The organism is Lentisphaera profundi (genome assembly GCF_028728065.1).
Lineage (GTDB): Bacteria > Verrucomicrobiota > Lentisphaeria > Lentisphaerales > Lentisphaeraceae > Lentisphaera > Lentisphaera profundi.
The window spans coordinates 667,348-687,068 of record NZ_CP117812.1 but is presented as its reverse complement, the minus strand read 5'-3'; the positions used below and the strand labels follow the sequence as shown (position 1 = coordinate 687,068).

Sequence of the window (19,721 nt, the reverse complement as noted above, 5' to 3'; positions counted from 1 at the left end):
CTGGCAAGTCCTTGCGGGGTGCTCGAGGGGCGAAGCTCCCTCGTGTGCGAAGCATCATGCCCCCCGGAGTGAGGCGGTATAATCCCTTTTTAATTTATAACAGCCTCGGGACTCCGTCCCCTTCCCTGCAAGGTGTACCCACCTTGAGAGGCAGTGAAAAACTAAGGAATCCAACCTTTTTTCATCCGCCCGTATGGCAACACCTCCCCGCCGGAGCGAGGCGAAGCAAACGCCTAACAGCGAGTTACGGATCGCGGATGGAAGAGTCGAAGAGGAGGATCTAGCCCACCTCTTTGTCACCATCCTGCAGAGACTCGGTGTCGATACAAATGAATTTGCAGGCTTTAAGGGAGGCTTAGACCGAGTCTAAGTTACTAAATTCTTGAACATGCTGTTAAGAAAGGTGAATTTCTTGGTAATCAACTGGGTAAATATTAATATCATTACCTAACTAGGAAGAAACTTATGCTCTTAAAAAGACTCTTATTCGCCGGCCTCATCAGTTTATTGACTCTTAGCAGTTTCGCTAAAGAAAAGCAACGACCCAATATTTTATTAATTACCGCAGACGATTTGAGCTGGGACTCACTAGGTTGTATGGGTAATCCCATAGAAGGTTTAACGCCTAACTTGGATAAAATGGCCGCAGATGGTCTAATCATCGAACACTGCTTTATTTCTACACCCATTTGCGGACCTTCAAGAACAGCACTTTATACAGGACGTCACCCACATACGAGCGGCTATATGGGCCACGGAGTACAACCTCCCACTTGGTGGAGAAAAAATGGTGGAAAATTCCCCAAGAAATCCATCACTTCAGAACTGCATAAGTCAGGTTATTTGACGGGGATAGTGGGAAAACACGGCACTTCGGTTTGTAAGTTTGATGAGAAATTTTGTGACTATCAGCAAACTGGATTTGGCCGCGACCACAATAAATATTCCTCTTTTGTGAAGGATTTCTTGGCTCGAGCAAAAAAAGAAAATAAACCTTTCTATCTAGCGGCCAACACCCACGATCCTCATCACTATTGGCCCCGCAGTAAAGGAGAAAATAAACGCTGGTTTGATCAGGGCATGCGCACCACGGATTGGAAGGCTTATGATAATGGCAAGCCTTACCCTGACCCTTTAACTCAATACAAGCCAGAAGAGATTGTTCTCCCCGCATCATACCCAGATGATATTAACTTCAAAAAAGAGGCAACTCTTTATTTTGATGGCGTCAACCGCATGGATCAGATTATTGGTGGCATCCTCAAAGAGTTAGACGAAAGCGGTATGGCTGACAACACCCTAGTGATCTTTTTATCTGATCATGGTATGCCTTGGCAAATGGGTAAGTGGTCGCTTTACCCTTCTGGGACTCGCACACCACTTCTCATGCGTTGGCCGGCACAAATCAAACCTGGAAGAAGAGAAAAGAATGCTATTGTCTCTGCGGTGGATATCGCCCCTACTCTAGCTGATATTTGTGGAATTGATGCCATCCAAGGCGTCGATGGCAAGTCTTTTGCGACACTCGCAAAAACTGAAAACTCCCGGTGGAATCGTAACTTTGCCTTCAGTACTTTTAATTATATGAACAATAATAAACCACAAGATCAACTGGCACCGGAATACTCCACCGATCTCTATCAAAAAACAGAGCAGTATCGCCCTTCTAGAGCTTTGAATAACACGCGCTTTTCCTATGTTTGGAATGGTTGGGCAGATGGCGATGCTCAACTACCGAAGGAAATGGGAGGCGCTGTTAGCCACCTCTTAAATAAGCATTCAAAAAATCAACTCGATAAAAATTATCCCGATTACAAAAAGCGTGCGAAGTTCATGAAGTTCCGTGCTCCCGAAGAGCTCTATGACATCGTCAAAGATCCTGGCTGCAGAAATAATTTGGCGAAGAATCCAGAATACCGTCCTGTACTCGAAAAGATTCGTAAGAATATGACTCAATTATTAAAAGAGACTGAGGATCACGAATTAGAAAACTATAAGTCAGTACTTTAATAAAAAGCATTCAGTCTAAGACTGAAATCATGCATAAGTTGTATTTTAAAAGACTTATCTACTCACACTACTGATACTCAGCTTTCTATCCTTTAATTCACACTATAGTTTTAAACTATAACTACTTATCCTAGGGAAAATACATGAACTTATCTCCAAAAATTCTCGGCTCAGCTTTGCTGATGATGACTTGCCTCATTGCGAAAGCTGCTGAACGCCCCAACGTGGTCTTCATCTTAACTGATGACCAACGCGGTGATGCGGTTGGCTACCACAAAAATCCACTCTTGGGAATCAAGACTCCTAGCATTAACAAAATTGCTGCCGAGGGAGTTCGTTTTGAAAACATGTACTGCACAACCTCACTTTGTTCACCGAGTCGCGCCGCTTTCCTCTCGGGCACTTACACCCATACACATAAAGTTTACGATAACTTCACCGACTATCCCCACGACCTCAAAAGCTTCCCCCTACTCCTTCAAAACGAAGGCTATACCACTGGCTACATAGGTAAATGGCACATGGGTGAGAATGATGATAGCAAGCGCCCTGGTTTTGATTATTGGGTGACTCACAAGGGACAAGGAAAGTACTGGGACACAACTTTTAACGTCAATGGTGAAAGAAAGACCATGGCGGGCTACTACGCGCATCAGGTTACTGATATGGCCATCGACTTTCTCGATGATGTCGACAAGAGCAAGCCTTTTGCACTCATCCTCGGTCACAAAGCACCTCATGGCCCTTTCATTCCTGAACCCAAATATGAAAATATCTACAATCATATTCCCGTTCCCTACCCGGATAGTTCTTGGAACTTAGGCGATAAACCCAAATGGATTGTTGATCGTTTACAAACTTGGCATGGTATCTATGGTCCTCTCTATGGCTTCCGTAAAGATTCCCCCGATGATAAAGCTTCTGCCATTGTTGATTTCGAAAAATTTGTTCGTAGCTATACCGCCACAGTTAATTCCGTGGATGATAGCGTCGGTCGCGTCTATGATCACCTCGAGAAATTAGGCGTGCTCGATAACACCATCCTCATTTATAGTTCCGACAACGGTTTTTTACTCGGTGAGCATGGCATGATTGATAAACGCACCATGCACGAAGCGAGTATCAGCGTTCCTTTGACTGTACGCTTCCCGAAAAAGATCAAAGCTGGCACACTCATCAAAGAACAAGTGCTCTCTATTGATCTCGCTCCCACTATTATGGAACTTACCCTAGGCAAAAAAATGCCTTCTGCACAAGGCCTTTCTTGGGCTCCACTTCTAGATGATTCAAAAGAAACTGAATGGCGCAAGACCTGGCTCTATGAATACAACTACGAAATTCAATTTCCCTACACCCCTAATGTTCGCGGCATCCGTCATGGCAAGTGGAAATATGTAGCTTATCCCCATGGTGATGGTGGCAAACTCCGTCACATGGAAGAACTCTATAATATGGAGCGTGACCCCGCCGAGAGCCGCAACTTAGCCAAAGACCCGCAATACGCTTCAATCAAGAAAAAACTAGTGGCGGAATTAGCAAAGACACTTAAAGCAACCGGTGCCAAGCCAGATAAAATGCCCCTCGATATGGGCATCAAATCCGAGCTGCCCGAAGAGTCCATTCGTTAAGCCTAGCTTTTCTAAATAGCTTATACATAAAGCGCCGTAGTCTTTGACTACGGCGCTTTTTTCAATTCTAAATTCTACGCCACAGGAACTAAGAGACGAACATTGATTCATTAAGCCATATCAAAAAGAAAATTGCAGGACTTGGCTTTGAGGAAGGGCCAAGCTAGTACTTGGCGTACCTAGGCTAGATAAACGGACTTGGGCTTTAGGAAGGGCCAAGCTGGTACTTGGCGTACTCAGGGTAGATAAATGGACGGGGCTTTGAGGAAGGGCCAAGCTGGTGCTTGGCGTACCCAGGCTAGATAAATGGACTGGGCTTTGAGGAAGGATCAAGCTAATGCTTGGCGTACCCAGGGCTTCAAAAACCCAAGCTATTCATGGCTCTTTTCAGAGTATAACTGAAACCTAAATATTAATTGTTGTACTGGCTTCTTTTGCTTTCTTCTGAGCCTTTTTTGCTTTCTTTGGAGCCTCTTTCACAAAAAGAGCATCGGCCCAGCAAGCGTGATCGCCATCGGGCTTAACATCTTTTCCTTGAGTGACAACTAACTTAAGTTGCTTAACTCCTGACAAGTCGACATCCACAAACTTGGCAGCTTCACCTTTAAACATATCGCCACTATCAAAGGCGCGTTCACCATCGAGGTAGACTTCAAAAGTCAGGAAGGTATCACGGCCACTATCGCTGTGTCCTACTTTACTGTAAAAACGCTTGTAGTTCTTGCCTGCAAGATCGAAAACCATCTCGCTATGCGCATGGGTCCAAATACCTTTTTTATATTTGACTTTGCCAATGCTGATATTTTTATCCTGCTTAAAATTTCCCCAGCCAATCTTTGCGCTTTTCGCATCTTTGAACAGTAGGTAATGACGTGTATTTTTGGGGTACTGATCTATATCCCCCATACCAGGCCCCACAATTTCTAAGTCGTAAAGTTGCCACCAAGCCCCTTTATCTTCTAAGCAAGTGATACGTACTTTTTTCGCTACGACCATGGGGAAGCTAACGCTCGTGAAAGTCTTGCCTTTGACTTGATCCATCACCGTCTTCCAGATTTTGCCATCTTTAGAAACTTCAATTTTTACCGATTTAGCAAAGTCCCCACCCTTAGCCTTTAAATTCACTTTGAAAATATTGCGTTGATGCGGAAATTCAGCCTCGATCCACATTCCTTTTTTCATTGCTGCTTTAGTCGCAAAAGTTGTTTTTTCATCGCCATCCTGCATATTTATCAGCAATTCAGGCTTATGACTAGCAGTCAATTTCCAGAGTTTGATATCTCCACCCGCATTAAGTAATAAGTCTTTTAAAGTCTGCTCGGTGAAGGGTACTTTCACGCCCTTGCTTTCTTTGCGGACTTGCGCTACATCTTGCTCACTGATCATTTCTGCTTTATTGCCAAAGCTATTGCGAATATAGGTGAGCACTGAAGCGAGGTACTTATCATCATTGGTCTTCAAGGGCATCATCATTCCACCCGCATAGGTTTTTCCCTCAATCGGTCCCGTAAAACCGTGTAGAGTAATTCGCGTCACGACTCCTTTGTCACCAAGAACACGAGTATTATTGACAAAAGAGGGCGCCATAAGGCCATGTCCCGCAGGCATGCCTTTACCATCAGGACCATGACAAGTCGCACATAGTGCATCAAAATGCTGTTTACCCGCCGCCATCAGCGCAGCTTCCTCTGCATTGAGTTTTGCGAGGGCCGCTAAGCGCTGCTGTTCTTCAAAATAAGCTTTATTAAGCTCAGCATCTATCTCTGCTAAGTAATCATTCTCGGGATTCGCGTTCATCACTGCTTTGGCTAAAGAGCGAGTTTCTTTAGTCACTGTAGTAGATGCACTGAGCATAAGTTGAATCGCGACTTCCTTAGCAGGATCTTTGATGAGGCTCTTCAAGACGTAAATATTTTTTATATCCTTATGAAAATAAGGCTCGGTCATACGAATTGCCGCAGCACGCATATGGGGATTTTTATCTTTGTAGATCACTTTAAGGTAATCAATATCTATTAAGCCCAGTCCTTCCAAGGTCCATAAAGCATGTAAACGACCTAAGTCTGATTTGCCTGAAGAAATCACTTTCTTGAGTGCTGATTCGACTGACTTATCACCACTCAAAACAATCAATTTTTGCGCTTCATCACGCCACCAACCATTGGCATGCGAAAGGTGACGAACTAATTCTGCGGGCGTTTCATCCAACATACGTGGTTTTTTATCATTGGGTTGAAAATCTTTATGGCGTACACGATAAATACGTCCGTGACCAATATTTTTATCCAAGCCATAAAACTCCACTGCTTTACGGATGAAGGATCCCTTGGGAACCCAAGCACCTTCTTGGATAATGCCGCGGTGCATATCCACTAAGTACAGTGTACCATCAGGTCCTGTAGCTGCATTGACGGGTCGAAAGTTAGCATCGGTACTTGCTATGAATTCTTTTTCGTCGTAGGCGTTATGCATAACTTGACGACCCTTATCATCCACTTTGAAAGTCGTACGACGCGTCAGGCGTCCCACTGGCGAACTAAAGAAGAGTTCACCCTGCATTTCTTTAGGAAGTTTATCTCCGCGAAAAACCGCCTGACCACAAGTATCGGTAAAGCGACGAATCGTCCCGTTATCACGCATGGAACCCATTCCACCTTGAGCATCATAGACCTTATCAATTCCCCAGACGGTAGAGAAACCATCTTCACGAACCCATTTTGGATCCCATTTAGTATAGATATTAGGAAAAAGAGTATGCACTGGCCCCACTCCTGCACCCGCATCGGCAAATATCACTTTACCATAATTATCTTGGGTTAAACCCCATTGACCACGATTGCCTTTGGTCTCAACTTTAGTGACTGTACCATCAGTAAAACGATAGGCATGCTGATTATAAGTGGTGTAAATATTGTTATCCATTGACCACAGCAGACCACTGGGTTGATGCTCCAAGTTACCCCCGCGCTTACCGCCTTCATACCAGATTTTTTTCTTGTCGGAGACACCGTCATTATCGGTATCAAAGTATTCATAAATATCATTAGTATTGGTCTCCCCAATAAGTACTGAATCCTTGAGGGGTAAAACTAAACGGGGTAAATTTAATTTATCTGCAAACACCGTACGCTTATCCATGACACCATCATCATTGGTATCTTCTAGACGCAAGACGCGACTGACTTCATCGTATTTACCCGTGCCATCTACATCCTGCATATAAGTTTCGAATTGTGCTACGTACATGCGACCATTGCCATCCCAAACACAAAGGGTGGGTTCGTAGAGCATATCATCGCCTGCAACCAGTTCGAGACTGTAATCACCCTGAACTTCGAACTCTTTCATACTTTCTTTTTCACTGCGTTGCTTCACGAGTGGATCTTGTTTACCACTCTTAGAGGGCAATGCATAAGCTGGCTTAGATTTGGAAGCAGTATTGACCTCGAGCTCACCAAGGACAAAACGCATGCCCTCTACCCACATCTTGAGCATATCTTTATTCCAATAAATATGGTGATTATGGCCAGGGCTAGAAACAAATACACGACCCTTACCAAACTCTTTTATCCAAACCATGGCGTAATCATTATCCTCTCTTTTCATCCCTCCTCGATGATTTTGGAATTTGGACATATCAATCGAGACAAGGACACGATTGTTTTCACGGTCAAAATTTTTATACTGATAAAGCTCATCATTGATATTAAAACTTTGCTCACCATCAAAAATATTGGCCACAATCGGATGTGTCGGATCTTCATTACAAAGGCAGTAAGTTCCTTCGTGCCCCCAAGGGTGTCCATCGAAATCGCCACCAGTCATTTCTACGTACTCGGGCCAACCTCCATCGGTTGCTGCGTGCACCGCAAAAAGGCCTCCGCCATTTTTTACGAAATCGATTAGTTCTTTACGTTTAAGAGGGTCCTTAATCCCCTTCTCCATCTTGGTCGTATTATTAAGATAGAGCGCATCGTATTTTGCGAGGTTCGCAGCGGAAAGGTCTTTAGCATCATCACTAAAATCAACCGTGAACATTCCCGTTTTATCTCCCATAACCTGAATCATTTTCTTCGCTGTGTGGATCGACGAATGCGGAAAACCGTAGGGCTTTGAAAAGCATAAGACTTTGTATTTCTTCTTTACATTAACTGCGCCGGGCATCGCTTCTTTGATATTTGCCAACTCTTCCGCAGCTGAAACTTTGGCCGCATTTGCCTCGTTTACAAAAGTGATTGCCGCTAAGGCAAGAAAGGTGCTTAATTTTTTATACATCTGTTTTCCTTTTTATATCAATCTAAAATTGTAGCTGCTTTGGTTTATCATTGTCCACAGCAGGAATTTTCTTACTTTATCTATTGATTTGCAATGCCCGGAACTTTCTAAACAAGCTTCCTAATAATAATCATTTTATTCTTATCTTTGCTAGCGCAATCATCGCGCACCAAGAGCTTACACAAGGCATCGCGACAAAGCTAAGTCTCATTAATTTTTTTGTTATTACAGTAACAGGGCTCACCCTCAGCACTATCATAAAATTTGGCATGATAAATAAAGCTTACATCCCCAACTGTTTTATGTAAAAAGGCTCTTCTCCAGTGTATTGATTATGACCGTAACGATATGTATTTTGTGTCATCGGTTCAACAGTAAAGATCTTTAGATAGCTGCGAAATGTCACATGACCATCAGCATAGAGAATCGGCCATTTCATGGCTTTTTCGTCATGCCACATAAATGTCTGAATATCATTAGCACCCCATGCGCCCATAACCGCCCGACTACCGAGTAAAAACAACTTACTGGGCTCAATGACATCATTTAAAGAGTCTAATTTACCTGCCACTGCAAATTCATTCTAATGGTAACTCGTCCCTATCCGCTCAAAGGTCGTACCAGCGAGATTAGCTTGACCACTATTGTCCCAAGTCCCTTGATCCTCCGGACATTCCCACATTTCAGGACTTAGATTTAAGCTATCAGTTATTCCTGTATTCGCAGATGTTCTACTTGTGGAAAAACTGTAGTCTTCATCGTAGATATAAAGGGCTGTAGAAATCTGTTTTAGTGTATTAAGACAGACAGCTGTTCTAGCTTTTTTTCTCGATTTTGCCAAAGAAGGCAAGAGCAAACTGGCTAATATCCCGATAATGGCAATCACCACGAGAAGTTCGATCAACGTGAATTTTTGTTTCATAATAACAGCGTACCCCAGTTTTAAGTTATGTACGCGCTCTATATTAATCACGACAATATGTTAATAGATTTACGTAAAATTTTATATAATGACGTAAAAGTAGAGAGTTATACAGACATGATCCTCGAAGAAATAATTCGACGCCTACCTATATAAATATAATCGTTTATACTTAAATAGACACGATGTATTATATACGAAATATTATATTTTATTACGTAATAAGTTTGAATTAACCACTTTACACCCTAATAGTAGTTAATCTTCAAATACAATAACTGGATGAATTATGAGCAAAACTCAGTACGCAGATGCACTTAAAGACTTCGAGATGACCCTTTCGCAAAAATCTTTCGCCACGAAGAAAATCACTTTTTCGGGAGTCGGCCAAAAAGATGTCTACAACATCACCGCCCCTTTTGAGTCCGCGGGAAAAACCATCATTGCTGGCCGTGTAGAAAGTCGCGATAGCGAACACTCTGAAGTCTTTTTCTTCGAAGAAAGCCATGATCAATGGCTCCCCATAGAAGCCGCTCCCACTTTCTCTCTACAAGATCCCTTCTTTAGCAAAATCAATAATGAACTGCTTATTGGTGGAGTTGAAATTTTCCCAGCCCCTTGTGGCACTGCCAATAAACTCTCTTGGCGTACTATTTTCATGAAAGGCAAAGATATTTATAGCCTTGAAAAATTCTTCCAAGGTCCTGAACACATGAAAGATTTACGCTTGGTCGAATTGACTGACCACAGGATTGGTGTTTTCACCCGTCCTCAAGGAGACAAAGGCGGACGTGGTAAAATTGGTTACACGGAAGTTGATTCACTTAAGGATTTAAGTATTGATATCGTCAATGACGCTCCCATTTTTGATCAATTTCATGATGATGAATGGGGGGGAGCTAATGAAATTCACCTTTTATCCAATGGCACTTTAGGAATACTAGGACACATTGCTAAATTTTCTCAAAATGACACTGTAAGACACTATGCCTCAGTAGCATTTTCTTATAATCCTCGAACTCAAGTCAAATCCGCAATGAAAATTATTGCCTCACGCAATTTATTTTCACCTGGGGAAGCTAAACGTCCTGATTTAGAGGATGTAATTTTCTCCGGAGGTCTGCAAAGGTTAAGCAATGGCAAAGCTAGACTTTATGTTGGTGCTGGTGACGCCGAAGCTCACTGGTTAGAGATTGCTGACCCCTTCACTGAGTGGGAATAAAACTAAATAGCTTTTTTAAAAACTAAGATTTAGCAAGTCTTAGCTACAGCGACTTTGCTTATCAGCTGACTAAATAGTAGATTTAGTGAGTTGATCAAGTTCACGCAAGTAAGCCTACGATCATCCCCAGCCCCCAAAGGATTTTTCATGAACCTAACTCACTCCATACGACTTAAACAAGGTCTCAAAAAAGGCTTATTCTCCTTAGGCCTCAGTTTTTTACTTGCCGCCTGTCAAGCATCTAAGAACGAATCCACGTCAAGTGAAATAACACCGCAAGTTCACCTACCTCTCATCAAGCGCATGCCGAACTTTCCCGAGCCCTACCACATGCGTGATTGGCAAAAAGTGACAAAAGATTTTGATGCTTTTCTCTATGATTTAAATACCAAAGGCGAACACCTTCCGCTCATGAAAGTATTAGCTGCGGAACTCAACCCCAATGACAAAGAGCAAGTTTTTGGCTTCACTTCTTATGTGGGCCCCATTGAGAAGCACAAGCATTCATTCGAAGCTATCGCGGTCATCGGCAGTGTTTTGAGTGCCTCTTTTGCAGGAATAGACAAATCCTCAGGCAAATACAATTGGGCCAGCATGTGTCAGCAGTACTTTAATAAAGGCAATGGCCGAAACCTAGTTCTCAACATGATGGATACTGACTACGATTCCTTTTGGTACACAGTTTTTCCTCATATCCTTTTCTATTCACTCAGCGATCGCTACCCTGGTACTGGTGAGATGGATAATATCATGCGCATCACTGCAGATAAATGGTATGAAGCCGCCTATATCATGGGTGGCAGTGAAAACCCTACTGGCTTCAACTTCACTTACTTCGATTTTGACACTAAGCAGCCTAAATACAACGATACCTGGCGCGAACCCGACAGCTCTGCAGGTATTGCTTGGCTGATGTACAGTGCTTACTTAAAATTCGATGATCCGAAATATCTCCAGGCCGCCCAATGGTGCCTGCAGGATCTCGATGATAAACTCCTTAAGGAAAATCCTTACTACGAGATCCAACTGCCTTTTGGCGCTTACACAGCCGTACGCATGAATGCCGAACAGGGAACCCATTACGACGCCAGCAAATTCATTAATTGGTCTTTTGAACATTCAAGTCAAGTTCGTGCCGACATGGGTGTCGTCCACAAACGCTGGCTCGAACACGATTGTCATGGCCTCGTTGGTTCTCTTAACCGCCTCCCATGGCGCAGTCGCGAGGGAGGCTATGCTTTTGCCATGAATACTTTTGCCATGGCCTGGCCCTTTGTTTCAATGTTGCGTTACGATGATCGTTACGCGGATAGTATTGGCAAATGGATGCTCAATGCCGCCAACGCCTCACGCCTCTTTTACGGAGGATTTCATCCTCCTGAACGTCAATCATCACCTCAATGGAAAGAAGATAAAAATAATGCCGTCGCCTACGAAGGTCTACGCCAACTCTGGGATAAGGACGAGCAACTTTTTGCGAGTGGCGACGCCGTCAATCACAACTGGGGCTACGCCACTGATCATGGCCTCTATGGCTCATCTTATGTCGGCATTTATGGCGCAATCATTAAAAAAACAAATCAAAAATACATCCTCCAACTCGATTGCCTCGCGACTGATGTCTTTGCGAACAAAGCCTATCCCACCTATCTCTATTTCAATCCCTACGAGAGCCGTAAAAAAGTGATCCTTGATCTTCCACAAGGGGATTTCGATATTTACGAAACGCGCAGCAATGAGTTTTTGGCACGCCATGTCTCTGGTAAAACAGAACTCGAACTCCCTGCCAATTCTTCCATCGTCATCATCTTGGCCCCTGCAGGTGGAAAACTCACCCGCGACGGACACAAAACTCTTATCAATGATGTCATCGTAGACTACCGCTAAACATTAGTCAATAAGCACAAAATCCCCCAGAGAATCTCTCTGGGGGATTTTGCCTATAGGACTTTAATCAGTAAAAATAAGTGGCGAAATTAATCACTTCTACCTTCTTGGATGCGGCAATAAGTCGTCACTTTCACTGGCTGAATCTTAGTTTGATGCGAGCGGTAAGCAAGCAATTCCACTGCACGGGTGGTCATCTCAGGTAAATCGTAAACTCCCGAAGTTACCTCAGTATCATCAATTGATTGAGGATCAAATCCACAAACCCTAATATCTTGAGGCACTCTTTTTCCTAAGTTATTGAGTTCATTAATCAAATTTCCTGCGATCTGATTAGACATACATACGACGCCATCAATCGAACCATCGGCAACAATATCGCGCGCGATCTGACGGCCCACATCAAGGGAATCCTTTTCTTTTAACCAAAATGTTTCTTGAGGTGTCTTACCCACTTCATACATGGCTAAACCGTAACCCAGAAAACTGTTGCGCGTCACATAATGACCAAAATCATTCGAGGCAAAGGCAATTTTTTGACAACCCTTAGCGAGTAAACGCTTGGTCAATAATTGAAAGCATTGTACGTAATTTACACTGACAACATCAAATTTATCGAGATAGCCAGGGTGATTCACGGCTACCGCAGGAATTTTTAATTGCTTTAACTCTTTCAGTAATTTATGATCATTATCAATATCTAACTCTACCAAAAGTACCCCGGAAACCAAGCCATCCTTTAAAAAATCAGGTGCGGCATCATCAAGAGCAATATTGTGCATCAAAGCTTGTTTGCCCTGATTATACAGAGCCACTTCAATGGCCTGATAAAGACGATCGCCAAGTACACCGCCATTGACAAAACTTGTCGGTTCACGCTTATAAATAATTCCTACATAGCCACTATCAGTCTTACTAGCTTTTCGCCCTTTCTTTTTATAACCCATACGCTCCGCAAGTGCGACAATCTCATTGCGCACTTCCGGCTTTATTCCCGTTTGTTCAGGATTTAGAGCACGCGATACTGTTGCCGTTGATACATTGGCACGATCTGCGATGTCTTTTACTGTTACAGACATAAACACTTCCTCATTCAAATAATTATATATATCGTATATAATAGCTTATGATTCTAATATTAGAATAAGCCTAGCCTCTAATACGTAAGAAATTCCATTACTTACGAAAATATAAACCTATACAATGTTCATTTAAATTAAGGAAACGTAATTCAAGGCATTATTAAGCATGAGGCTTCCTTCAGATAAGCTTACGAGAAGCCCCTTGCTTCGGCTTTAATGAACTGAGTGACGATTATAAACGATTAAGAACACCCAAATTTTCGGGGTGACGTAAGTAACTCTGATTGAGTAAATACTCCTGCTTATATTTTTTCGCAAAATATGCCAAACGTGTAATTGGTACTACGAGTGGAATATGATTTTCACGGTACTGCTCGATAAGTTTTACCATTTCTCCCTTGTCGAAGGAATCTATATCCTGCTTAAAATATCCCAGGAGATGATACAGTACATTAGAATGTTTGAGTGAGGTCGGTGGGCGATGAACTATTTCGCTGTACTCCTTAAGATACTCACTCGCTAATTCTTCGACACTACGCTCACCGCGATTCGCCAACATTTTGCCCAAGCGCTTAAGCCCCGCTTGATTATGAGCCATAATCCAATACTTATGATATTGATGAAAATCGAGTAGGCCTTTATGACTTAAGCCTTCTTTAAGCATCTCTTTCCAGTGACCCAAGGCAAATGTTTTTTGAATAAAGTTCTCGAATAAGGGGGGATCATTGAGTCGCCCTTCTTCTTCAACTGGCAGCCATGGGAAACTCTCCATCACTTGAGCCGCATAAAAACCTGACGTTTTTTCGACCTGAGGCATCCCATCCGTATTATAAATTTTGACACGAAAGACTCCGCAACTCGGCGAACCTTTTTTGAAAATAAAACCACAGAGATCGGCATCGGCCACACGCTTCATATCTGCCTTCGCAAAATCGCGCATGTCTTTCGAGTAATCAGTATTGCTTCGCGAAGCACGTAACTGTAATTCACCATCTCGTACTACTCGAATAGTCTCTCGCGGTGTCCCCATTCCAATAGCTACTTCAGGACAAACTTTTACATACTCGAAATACTCTTCCAAGTCTTGTGTAATTAGTTTATTTAAAGAATTCTGCCCATTGTAACGCACGTTTTCACCCGCTAAACACGCAGATAAACCTATCTTAATTTTACTCATTTCCTACTCCTTTATTAGTACACAAAATCAAAGTTTGATCTTAACGCACTGTATCAAATACTAAATTATAAAAATGAATCTATTGCAGCAAAATTGGGGACGGGAATAATGGTCTCAAATTCTTCTTCTACATTAACAGGTAAATCCGTAATTAAGAAAAATAAAATTTGATTTTCGTAACAAAACTCCTCTAAAACATGCAGTTCTGCTAAAGACTGCTCAGACAAGACTGAAAAACCCAAGGCTAAGACTTGAGGTTTGAGTATTTTTAAAGCGCGCTGATATGATAATGGGTTTAATTCACTACCCAAAAATTCTGTACGCATGCCTTTTTCCCGTAAACAAACTTCCAACATTTGGATTTCTAGTGTATTTTTATCACTACTTAAAGTCCCTAATAAGGCATGGGGAGCATCTTGATTTGGCGCCTTAAAGTATTGTTCAAAACCAAAGAGTAAACGCTGACAAATCTGTAAGCTGCGCTGTTCTTGAAAATCATCAATCTCACCACTCGCAAAACTCAATTTAATTGACTTTATTGCAGGTTTAACCAGCTCATCAAAAAGCTGACTACAAGATGTACCACTGAGAAACAAATCGTAAATCAAAGCACGAACACGGGAATCATTGCATTGACGTAAATCATCACTAAAAGTTGCTTGGCTATCTTTGAGTTTTGTTTTGGCGCGTCCGCTACTATGAGGCAAATCCAAAATATCCGGATTAGCCAAAGTCTTATTATTTGCATCAAGATAGCTTTTTAGAGCCTGCAAGGTAATGCGGCGATGACCGCCAGCGGTTTTTTCAGCCTCAATTAAGCCCTTGTCAACCCAGCGCTTGATGCTGGCTTGACTCACGTCTAAGGCCGTGGCTATTTCTCTGGGGCTAAAGCTTTTCATGATGTCCAAACAATTTGTCGTTAAAGTAGTATAAAAAACACATCAATAGTGCCCATAATAAAGCATGAAGCGACATTGATAAAATAAAGGGTTCGGTATAATGAACTCTTCCTAAATTTTGTCCAACCCAATAAGCCCATGGAGCACTTAAGCCAAGTAAAACAGCCCATTTCCTCTTTGTTAAAACCACACTCATGGATGAACGCAAAGTCGTAGAGAATAATATCCATAATATAAGTAAATAATAAGTTCCACTGGTTTTTATTGTAAGATCGAGATAAGCCATTTTCGACAAAGCTATATCAAGCCCGTAGCCCATGCTTGCTGCAACAATAATAAAAACAAATTCCTTCACACGCTCTTTTACAAAAGATAGATGTAGAGCTATCATCACAAGCATAGCAATTGCACCGTATATCGGATTGGCAATTATCATACAGGCAAACCATCCCACTTGATAGAGCAAGGCGTTAAATATCTTATGGGATTTAGACGGCATACAGGACTCTATTTTAACTGTGTTCTATTATGGGGTTTAGCAAAAACCATCTGTGCGGAACCAATCGCAAACTCTTGAAAACCACCCTCACAATACGAGAAGTAAAAACGCCACATGCGGAGGAATTCTTGACTCGTGAGATCAATAACACGCTGCTGCTGATGGAGTAAATTCTGATGCCACATTTTCAAGGTTTTTGAGTAATCCTTAGTATAATCACGATGATCTAATAAACGCATATCTGTTTCTTTACTAACACAGGACATAATGCGTTCAACGGAAGGAATACACGAACCTGGAAAAATGTAACGTTTTATAAAATCAATATCTTTACGAGCTCTTTCATAACGTTGATCTGGAATAGTGATGACCTGCATCAGAAAGAGACCATTGGGTTTTAATAAATGGCTACATGATCTAAAATAATCCGGGAGATATTCATGGCCCACAGCCTCCACCATTTCTACAGAAACCAACTTATCGTAAGTCCCTTCTAAATCACGGTAATCTTTGAGGACAACGGTAATTTTATCCTGTAGATTTTTTTGCTTAATACGTTCAGTTGCTAAGCTAAATTGTTCTTTAGAAAGAGTTGTGGTGGTGACCTGACAAGCATAGTTCTCTGCTGCGTAGATGGCCAAAGCTCCCCAACCCGTTCCGATTTCGAGTAAATGATCGTCCGCACTCAGTTCAAGTCGCTCACAAATTGTTTTCAATTTATTGAGCTGCCCTTCATGTAAGGTCGCTTGCTCATTGGGGAAAATTGCGGCGCTATACATCATCGTTTCATCGAGAAAAGTCTTGAAAAAATCATTCCCTAAATCGTAATGTGCTTCGATATTTTTTTTCGATCCACTACGAGTATTGCGGTTTAACCAATGTGCCCCTCTAAGAATCGGGCTAGCAATCTTAGCGAGCCCACCATCCATACTATTAACTAGCTCCATATTACGAGCAAAAAGACTGATAAACTGACTTAAATCATCGCTATCCCAATCACCTTTCATATAGGATTCTCCAGCAGCTAAACTCCCTCCGAGAATCAAATCAGCGTAGACATCTTTACTATGTATTTTTATCTCTGCACATAGATCCGTTTTTTCTCCAAAAATATGACGCTCACCATCTTCAATAATATGTAATTCGCCAAAGCGTAATTTCTCCGCAAATTTAAAAAAGAATTTACGGGCTAAGCTATTGGGAAGTGAAATTGATTTCCCTAAGGCAAACTTCTCGGTTTCTAGTTTGATTCCACTCATGAGTTTTCTCCTGTTTTTGGATGACTATAAAAAGGTATTTTCTTTAAGTAAAGACGTAGCGCGTGCCAGTAAATCCCCATCATGATTTTCATGGGAATAAGTGGATATAAGACTGCAAATTGACATAATTTGGATAAACTAAATTTTTGTTTTTTAAGCTTGAGACAGACATCAAACATCAAATTATCTTGGCGATAGTTCTGCATATAAATCAATAAGTTTTTATCGGGATTCTTAAAGATCCAGCGATAGCGAATATCCATGGGCATAAATGGCGATATATGAAACTCTTTATCAAAATTTTTAACGACTTGATGCTTCTTTCGCATATCAATACAATAACTATGTCTTTGATCCCAAGGCGTATTATTAATATCAGCTACAACTGCTACCAATTGATTATCTAAATCGTAGCAATAATAAAAACTCACGGGATTAAAACAGAAACCAAAATACTGTAAGTTAGTGAGCAGGCAGACCTCTCCTTCATAATCGAAACCCAGATCATTTTTGATGCGAAGCGCACAGGCTTCTGATAAACTGATGTCGTGAGGACTCAGATAATTCTCACGCTTATATTTAATCAAGGCGGGGAATTTTGAACTTGAAAATAAACCTAAAAAATCAAATTTTTTGTTGAGGTCTTTTTCGGGAAGCCAAGTAAGAAATAATGAATAGACAAATTCATGCGACTTCGGCAATAAACGTCGATGTCTCACTTTCCCATGAAAGATTGCCGCATTCATAATATGCCTCGCAACTGTTCCGCAGCTTTGAGTCCAGACATCGCTCCATCTTCATGAAAACCGTAAGACCAATAAGCTCCTGCAAAGAAGGTATTATTCACTCCGCTTATTTCACTATGACGCTTTTGCGCTTTCACTCCCTCTAAGGTGAAGACGGGATGAGAATACGAAATCTTACGAATAATTTTGCTCTTATCAATCTTATCATAATTTAGGCTCACATTATAGCTTTTTTCACAATCTAAACTTTGAAGGATGTTCATATTATAAGTTAAAGAAGCCAAATCTGACACCTGCCCCGTGAGATGATAATTCCACGCTGCCCATGCTAAAGGACGCTTAGGGAGAACGCTTTGATCTGTATGTAAAATGGCTTCATTCGCTTGGTACGGGATTGCTCCCAGAATATCTTGCTCTTCTTGCGTTGCATCTCCTAAAATCTTTAGAGCTTGATCACTGTGGCAGCTAAAAATAACTCCATCAAAGAACTCTTCACCACGTTTGGTCGATAAGCTCACGCCTCCCTTAAGTCTTTTTACAGATATTACGGGACATTCCAAATATATTTTATCTTCAAAACCAGCTATTATTTTAGGTATGTAAGCTTTTGATCCATTTTTTATAACCCTCCAAACAGGGCGCTCATCCACACTCAAGAAACCGTGATTCTTAAAGAAATTCAGATAAAAACGCAAGGGGAAATTTAAAGAACTTTCTCGTCCTGCTGACCAAATCGCGGCCGTCATAGGTAAGATATATTTATCTCTAAACAAATCACCATAAGGCTCTATATACTGACCTAAGGTGGTAGCATCATTTACATCTGCCTGTTCTAACCAAAGCAAAGCCGCTTTATTAAAATTCAATATATCCTTAATCATTTTCCAAAAACTTGGCTTGAGCATATTGCGACGCTGAGCAAATAAAGTATTCAGTGATGTGCCATTATACTCTAAGCCCGATTCCTCGCATTTAACCGAAAAACTCATGTCACTCACTTGTGATTCAACGCCTAATTCATCCATCAATTTAATGAAATTGGGATAAGTCCAATCGTTAAAAACAATGAAACCAGTATCAATATTTAAAGTTTTGTTATTTTCTTTTACCTCAAGAGTATTGGTATGGCCACCAATATAATTTCCCGCTTCAAAGAGATGAACATCGTAATCATCTTTCAACTTGTAGGCCGCACTCAGTCCCGAGATACCCGTTCCAATAATGGCAACTTTTTTCATCTTCTACTAAATCTCCTACTCAATATAAACCGTATTGAACTCGGCATTAGCCCCATCAAACGTATCATCCACGTAAAACGTCTCGGGAAATCGATCACATGTGAACGTTTTTGTATTCCCTTGTGAATTCTCTTTCCTGCCTCCTCCGCACTTATAATAAAGGGCATCGGAAAATCGTTCTTATCTGTTAAGGGTGTTTTCACAAATCCTGGCTTAACAATGCTTACATCAATTCCTTCAGGTGCTAGATCTACGCGAAGACTCTCCAACATGTAATTGAGAGCGGCTTTACTCGCACCATAAGCTTCTGCAGTGGGTAAAGGGAAGTAATCTACCGAGCTACTCACACCTACAATGTGTGGATGATTACCCTTTCGCATCATAGGTAATACATACTCCAAGCCTCTTAGCATCCCAAGGAAATTAACTTTCATCACTCTTTCAAAAGCATCATATTTAAGATCACGAACGTCAATATACTCACAGTCACCCGCATTATATATAAAGGTATCTACCCTGCCGAAAAGCTTCTCGACTTCTTGGGCACTTCTTCGCCAATCATCTTGATTATTAACATCACATTTTAAAAAGTAGGCCTTGCCCATAAATTCATTTAAACGATTGATTTCACGAGAGCTAACTATCAAATTCACTTCAGTCGAGAGCAATTCATTCGCTAGAGCACGACCTATTCCGGTGCTGGCCCCACAGAGCCATACGACTCGACTTTTGATTGATGTACTCATGATTTCTTTCCTGTTATTTGCCTTACTGTAACCGCCGTTTGAAAAAAATACAAAACAAAAACGTTCAAAACGTTCACTTTTTCCCTTTATGGCACTATATTAAAGTATTGAATGAACGTTTTAGGAGTTTC

At 41.5% G+C, this 19,721-nt stretch carries 15 protein-coding genes; 4 read left to right on the top strand and 11 right to left on the bottom strand.

Annotated features, from left to right (window positions below; all coding sequences use genetic code 11):
* Positions 1-465: 465 nt before the first annotated feature.
* Positions 466-2,010 (top strand): sulfatase family protein, encoded by a 1,545-nt coding sequence (locus PQO03_RS14315; protein WP_274153871.1) that lies wholly within the window; start codon positions 466-468, stop codon positions 2,008-2,010.
* Between the two features lie 143 nt (positions 2,011-2,153).
* Complete coding sequence (locus PQO03_RS14310) at positions 2,154-3,638, top strand: sulfatase family protein (RefSeq protein ID WP_274153870.1); 1,485 nt, start codon at positions 2,154-2,156, stop codon at positions 3,636-3,638.
* 405 nt (positions 3,639-4,043) lie between these two features.
* On the opposite strand, the gene PQO03_RS14305 is transcribed toward PQO03_RS14310, so the two are convergent.
* The 3 genes from PQO03_RS14305 to PQO03_RS22015 form a co-directional block, all read right to left on the bottom strand.
* Positions 4,044-7,913 carry a DUF7133 domain-containing protein gene (locus tag PQO03_RS14305; protein WP_274153869.1) on the bottom strand — a complete coding sequence of 1,290 codons (3,870 nt, stop codon included), beginning with the start codon at positions 7,911-7,913 and terminating at the stop codon, positions 4,044-4,046.
* Between the two features lie 283 nt (positions 7,914-8,196).
* Entirely contained in the window at positions 8,197-8,484 is a 288-nt protein-coding gene (locus PQO03_RS14300; protein ID WP_274153868.1) for a hypothetical protein, read from the bottom strand.
* Between the two features lie 12 nt (positions 8,485-8,496).
* Complete coding sequence (locus PQO03_RS22015) at positions 8,497-8,835, bottom strand: type II secretion system protein (protein ID WP_337993454.1); 339 nt, start codon at positions 8,833-8,835, stop codon at positions 8,497-8,499.
* A 289-nt stretch (positions 8,836-9,124) separates the two neighbouring features.
* On the opposite strand from PQO03_RS22015, the gene PQO03_RS14290 reads away from it, so the two are divergent.
* Together PQO03_RS14290 and PQO03_RS14285 are read left to right on the top strand one after the other, a co-directional pair.
* Positions 9,125-10,057 (top strand): DUF1861 family protein, encoded by a 933-nt coding sequence (locus PQO03_RS14290; RefSeq protein WP_274153867.1) that lies wholly within the window; start codon positions 9,125-9,127, stop codon positions 10,055-10,057.
* 147 nt (positions 10,058-10,204) lie between these two features.
* Positions 10,205-11,944, top strand: a complete 1,740-nt coding sequence (locus PQO03_RS14285) for a hypothetical protein (protein WP_274153866.1) — start codon at positions 10,205-10,207, stop codon at positions 11,942-11,944.
* Between the two features lie 89 nt (positions 11,945-12,033).
* On the opposite strand, the gene PQO03_RS14280 is transcribed toward PQO03_RS14285, so the two are convergent.
* From PQO03_RS14280 to PQO03_RS14245, 8 genes are all read right to left on the bottom strand, one after another.
* A complete protein-coding gene (locus PQO03_RS14280; protein WP_274153865.1) occupies positions 12,034-13,023 on the bottom strand; it encodes a LacI family DNA-binding transcriptional regulator in 990 nt (329 codons plus the stop codon).
* A 235-nt stretch (positions 13,024-13,258) separates the two neighbouring features.
* Positions 13,259-14,203: a YbgA family protein gene (locus PQO03_RS14275; protein ID WP_274153864.1), complete on the bottom strand. Its 945-nt coding sequence runs from the start codon at positions 14,201-14,203 to the stop codon at positions 13,259-13,261.
* A gap of 65 nt (positions 14,204-14,268) precedes the next feature.
* A complete protein-coding gene (locus PQO03_RS14270; RefSeq protein ID WP_274153863.1) occupies positions 14,269-15,102 on the bottom strand; it encodes a MerR family transcriptional regulator in 834 nt (277 codons plus the stop codon).
* Positions 15,089-15,601: a DUF2878 domain-containing protein gene (locus PQO03_RS14265; RefSeq protein ID WP_274153862.1), complete on the bottom strand. Its 513-nt coding sequence runs from the start codon at positions 15,599-15,601 to the stop codon at positions 15,089-15,091. Before PQO03_RS14265 ends, PQO03_RS14270 begins: the two co-directional genes overlap by 14 nt.
* 8 nt (positions 15,602-15,609) lie before the next feature.
* Positions 15,610-16,860 carry an SAM-dependent methyltransferase gene (locus PQO03_RS14260; RefSeq protein ID WP_274153861.1) on the bottom strand — a complete coding sequence of 417 codons (1,251 nt, stop codon included), beginning with the start codon at positions 16,858-16,860 and terminating at the stop codon, positions 15,610-15,612.
* Complete coding sequence (locus PQO03_RS14255) at positions 16,857-17,606, bottom strand: DUF1365 domain-containing protein (RefSeq protein ID WP_274153860.1); 750 nt, start codon at positions 17,604-17,606, stop codon at positions 16,857-16,859. The genes PQO03_RS14260 and PQO03_RS14255 overlap by 4 nt, the downstream gene beginning before the upstream one ends.
* The gene (locus PQO03_RS14250) at positions 17,603-18,844 is read right to left on the bottom strand and encodes an NAD(P)/FAD-dependent oxidoreductase (protein ID WP_274153859.1); all 1,242 of its coding nucleotides are present in this window, start codon (positions 18,842-18,844) and stop codon (positions 17,603-17,605) included. Before PQO03_RS14250 ends, PQO03_RS14255 begins: the two co-directional genes overlap by 4 nt.
* Positions 18,841-19,590 (bottom strand): SDR family NAD(P)-dependent oxidoreductase, encoded by a 750-nt coding sequence (locus PQO03_RS14245; protein ID WP_274153858.1) that lies wholly within the window; start codon positions 19,588-19,590, stop codon positions 18,841-18,843. Before PQO03_RS14245 ends, PQO03_RS14250 begins: the two co-directional genes overlap by 4 nt.
* Positions 19,591-19,721 lie beyond the last annotated feature (131 nt).

Bases quoted from the DNA above. Each gene is read 5' to 3' on its own strand.
- PQO03_RS14275 (WP_274153864.1), bottom strand. From the start codon at position 14,203: ATGAGTAAAATTAAGATAGGTTTATCTGCGTGTTTAGCGGGTGAAAAC.
- PQO03_RS14310 (WP_274153870.1), top strand. From the start codon at position 2,154: ATGAACTTATCTCCAAAAATTCTCGGCTCAGCTTTGCTGATGATGACT.
- PQO03_RS14315 (WP_274153871.1), top strand. From the start codon at position 466: ATGCTCTTAAAAAGACTCTTATTCGCCGGCCTCATCAGTTTATTGACT.
- PQO03_RS14290 (WP_274153867.1), top strand. From the start codon at position 9,125: ATGAGCAAAACTCAGTACGCAGATGCACTTAAAGACTTCGAGATGACC.
- PQO03_RS14265 (WP_274153862.1), bottom strand. From the start codon at position 15,601: ATGCCGTCTAAATCCCATAAGATATTTAACGCCTTGCTCTATCAAGTG.
- PQO03_RS14255 (WP_274153860.1), bottom strand. From the start codon at position 17,606: ATGAATGCGGCAATCTTTCATGGGAAAGTGAGACATCGACGTTTATTG.
- PQO03_RS14245 (WP_274153858.1), bottom strand. From the start codon at position 19,590: ATGAGTACATCAATCAAAAGTCGAGTCGTATGGCTCTGTGGGGCCAGC.
- PQO03_RS14305 (WP_274153869.1), bottom strand. From the start codon at position 7,913: ATGTATAAAAAATTAAGCACCTTTCTTGCCTTAGCGGCAATCACTTTT.
- PQO03_RS14260 (WP_274153861.1), bottom strand. From the start codon at position 16,860: ATGAGTGGAATCAAACTAGAAACCGAGAAGTTTGCCTTAGGGAAATCA.
- PQO03_RS14270 (WP_274153863.1), bottom strand. From the start codon at position 15,102: ATGAAAAGCTTTAGCCCCAGAGAAATAGCCACGGCCTTAGACGTGAGT.
- PQO03_RS22015 (WP_337993454.1), bottom strand. From the start codon at position 8,835: ATGAAACAAAAATTCACGTTGATCGAACTTCTCGTGGTGATTGCCATT.
- PQO03_RS14250 (WP_274153859.1), bottom strand. From the start codon at position 18,844: ATGAAAAAAGTTGCCATTATTGGAACGGGTATCTCGGGACTGAGTGCG.
- PQO03_RS14280 (WP_274153865.1), bottom strand. From the start codon at position 13,023: ATGTCTGTAACAGTAAAAGACATCGCAGATCGTGCCAATGTATCAACG.
- PQO03_RS14285 (WP_274153866.1), top strand. From the start codon at position 10,205: ATGAACCTAACTCACTCCATACGACTTAAACAAGGTCTCAAAAAAGGC.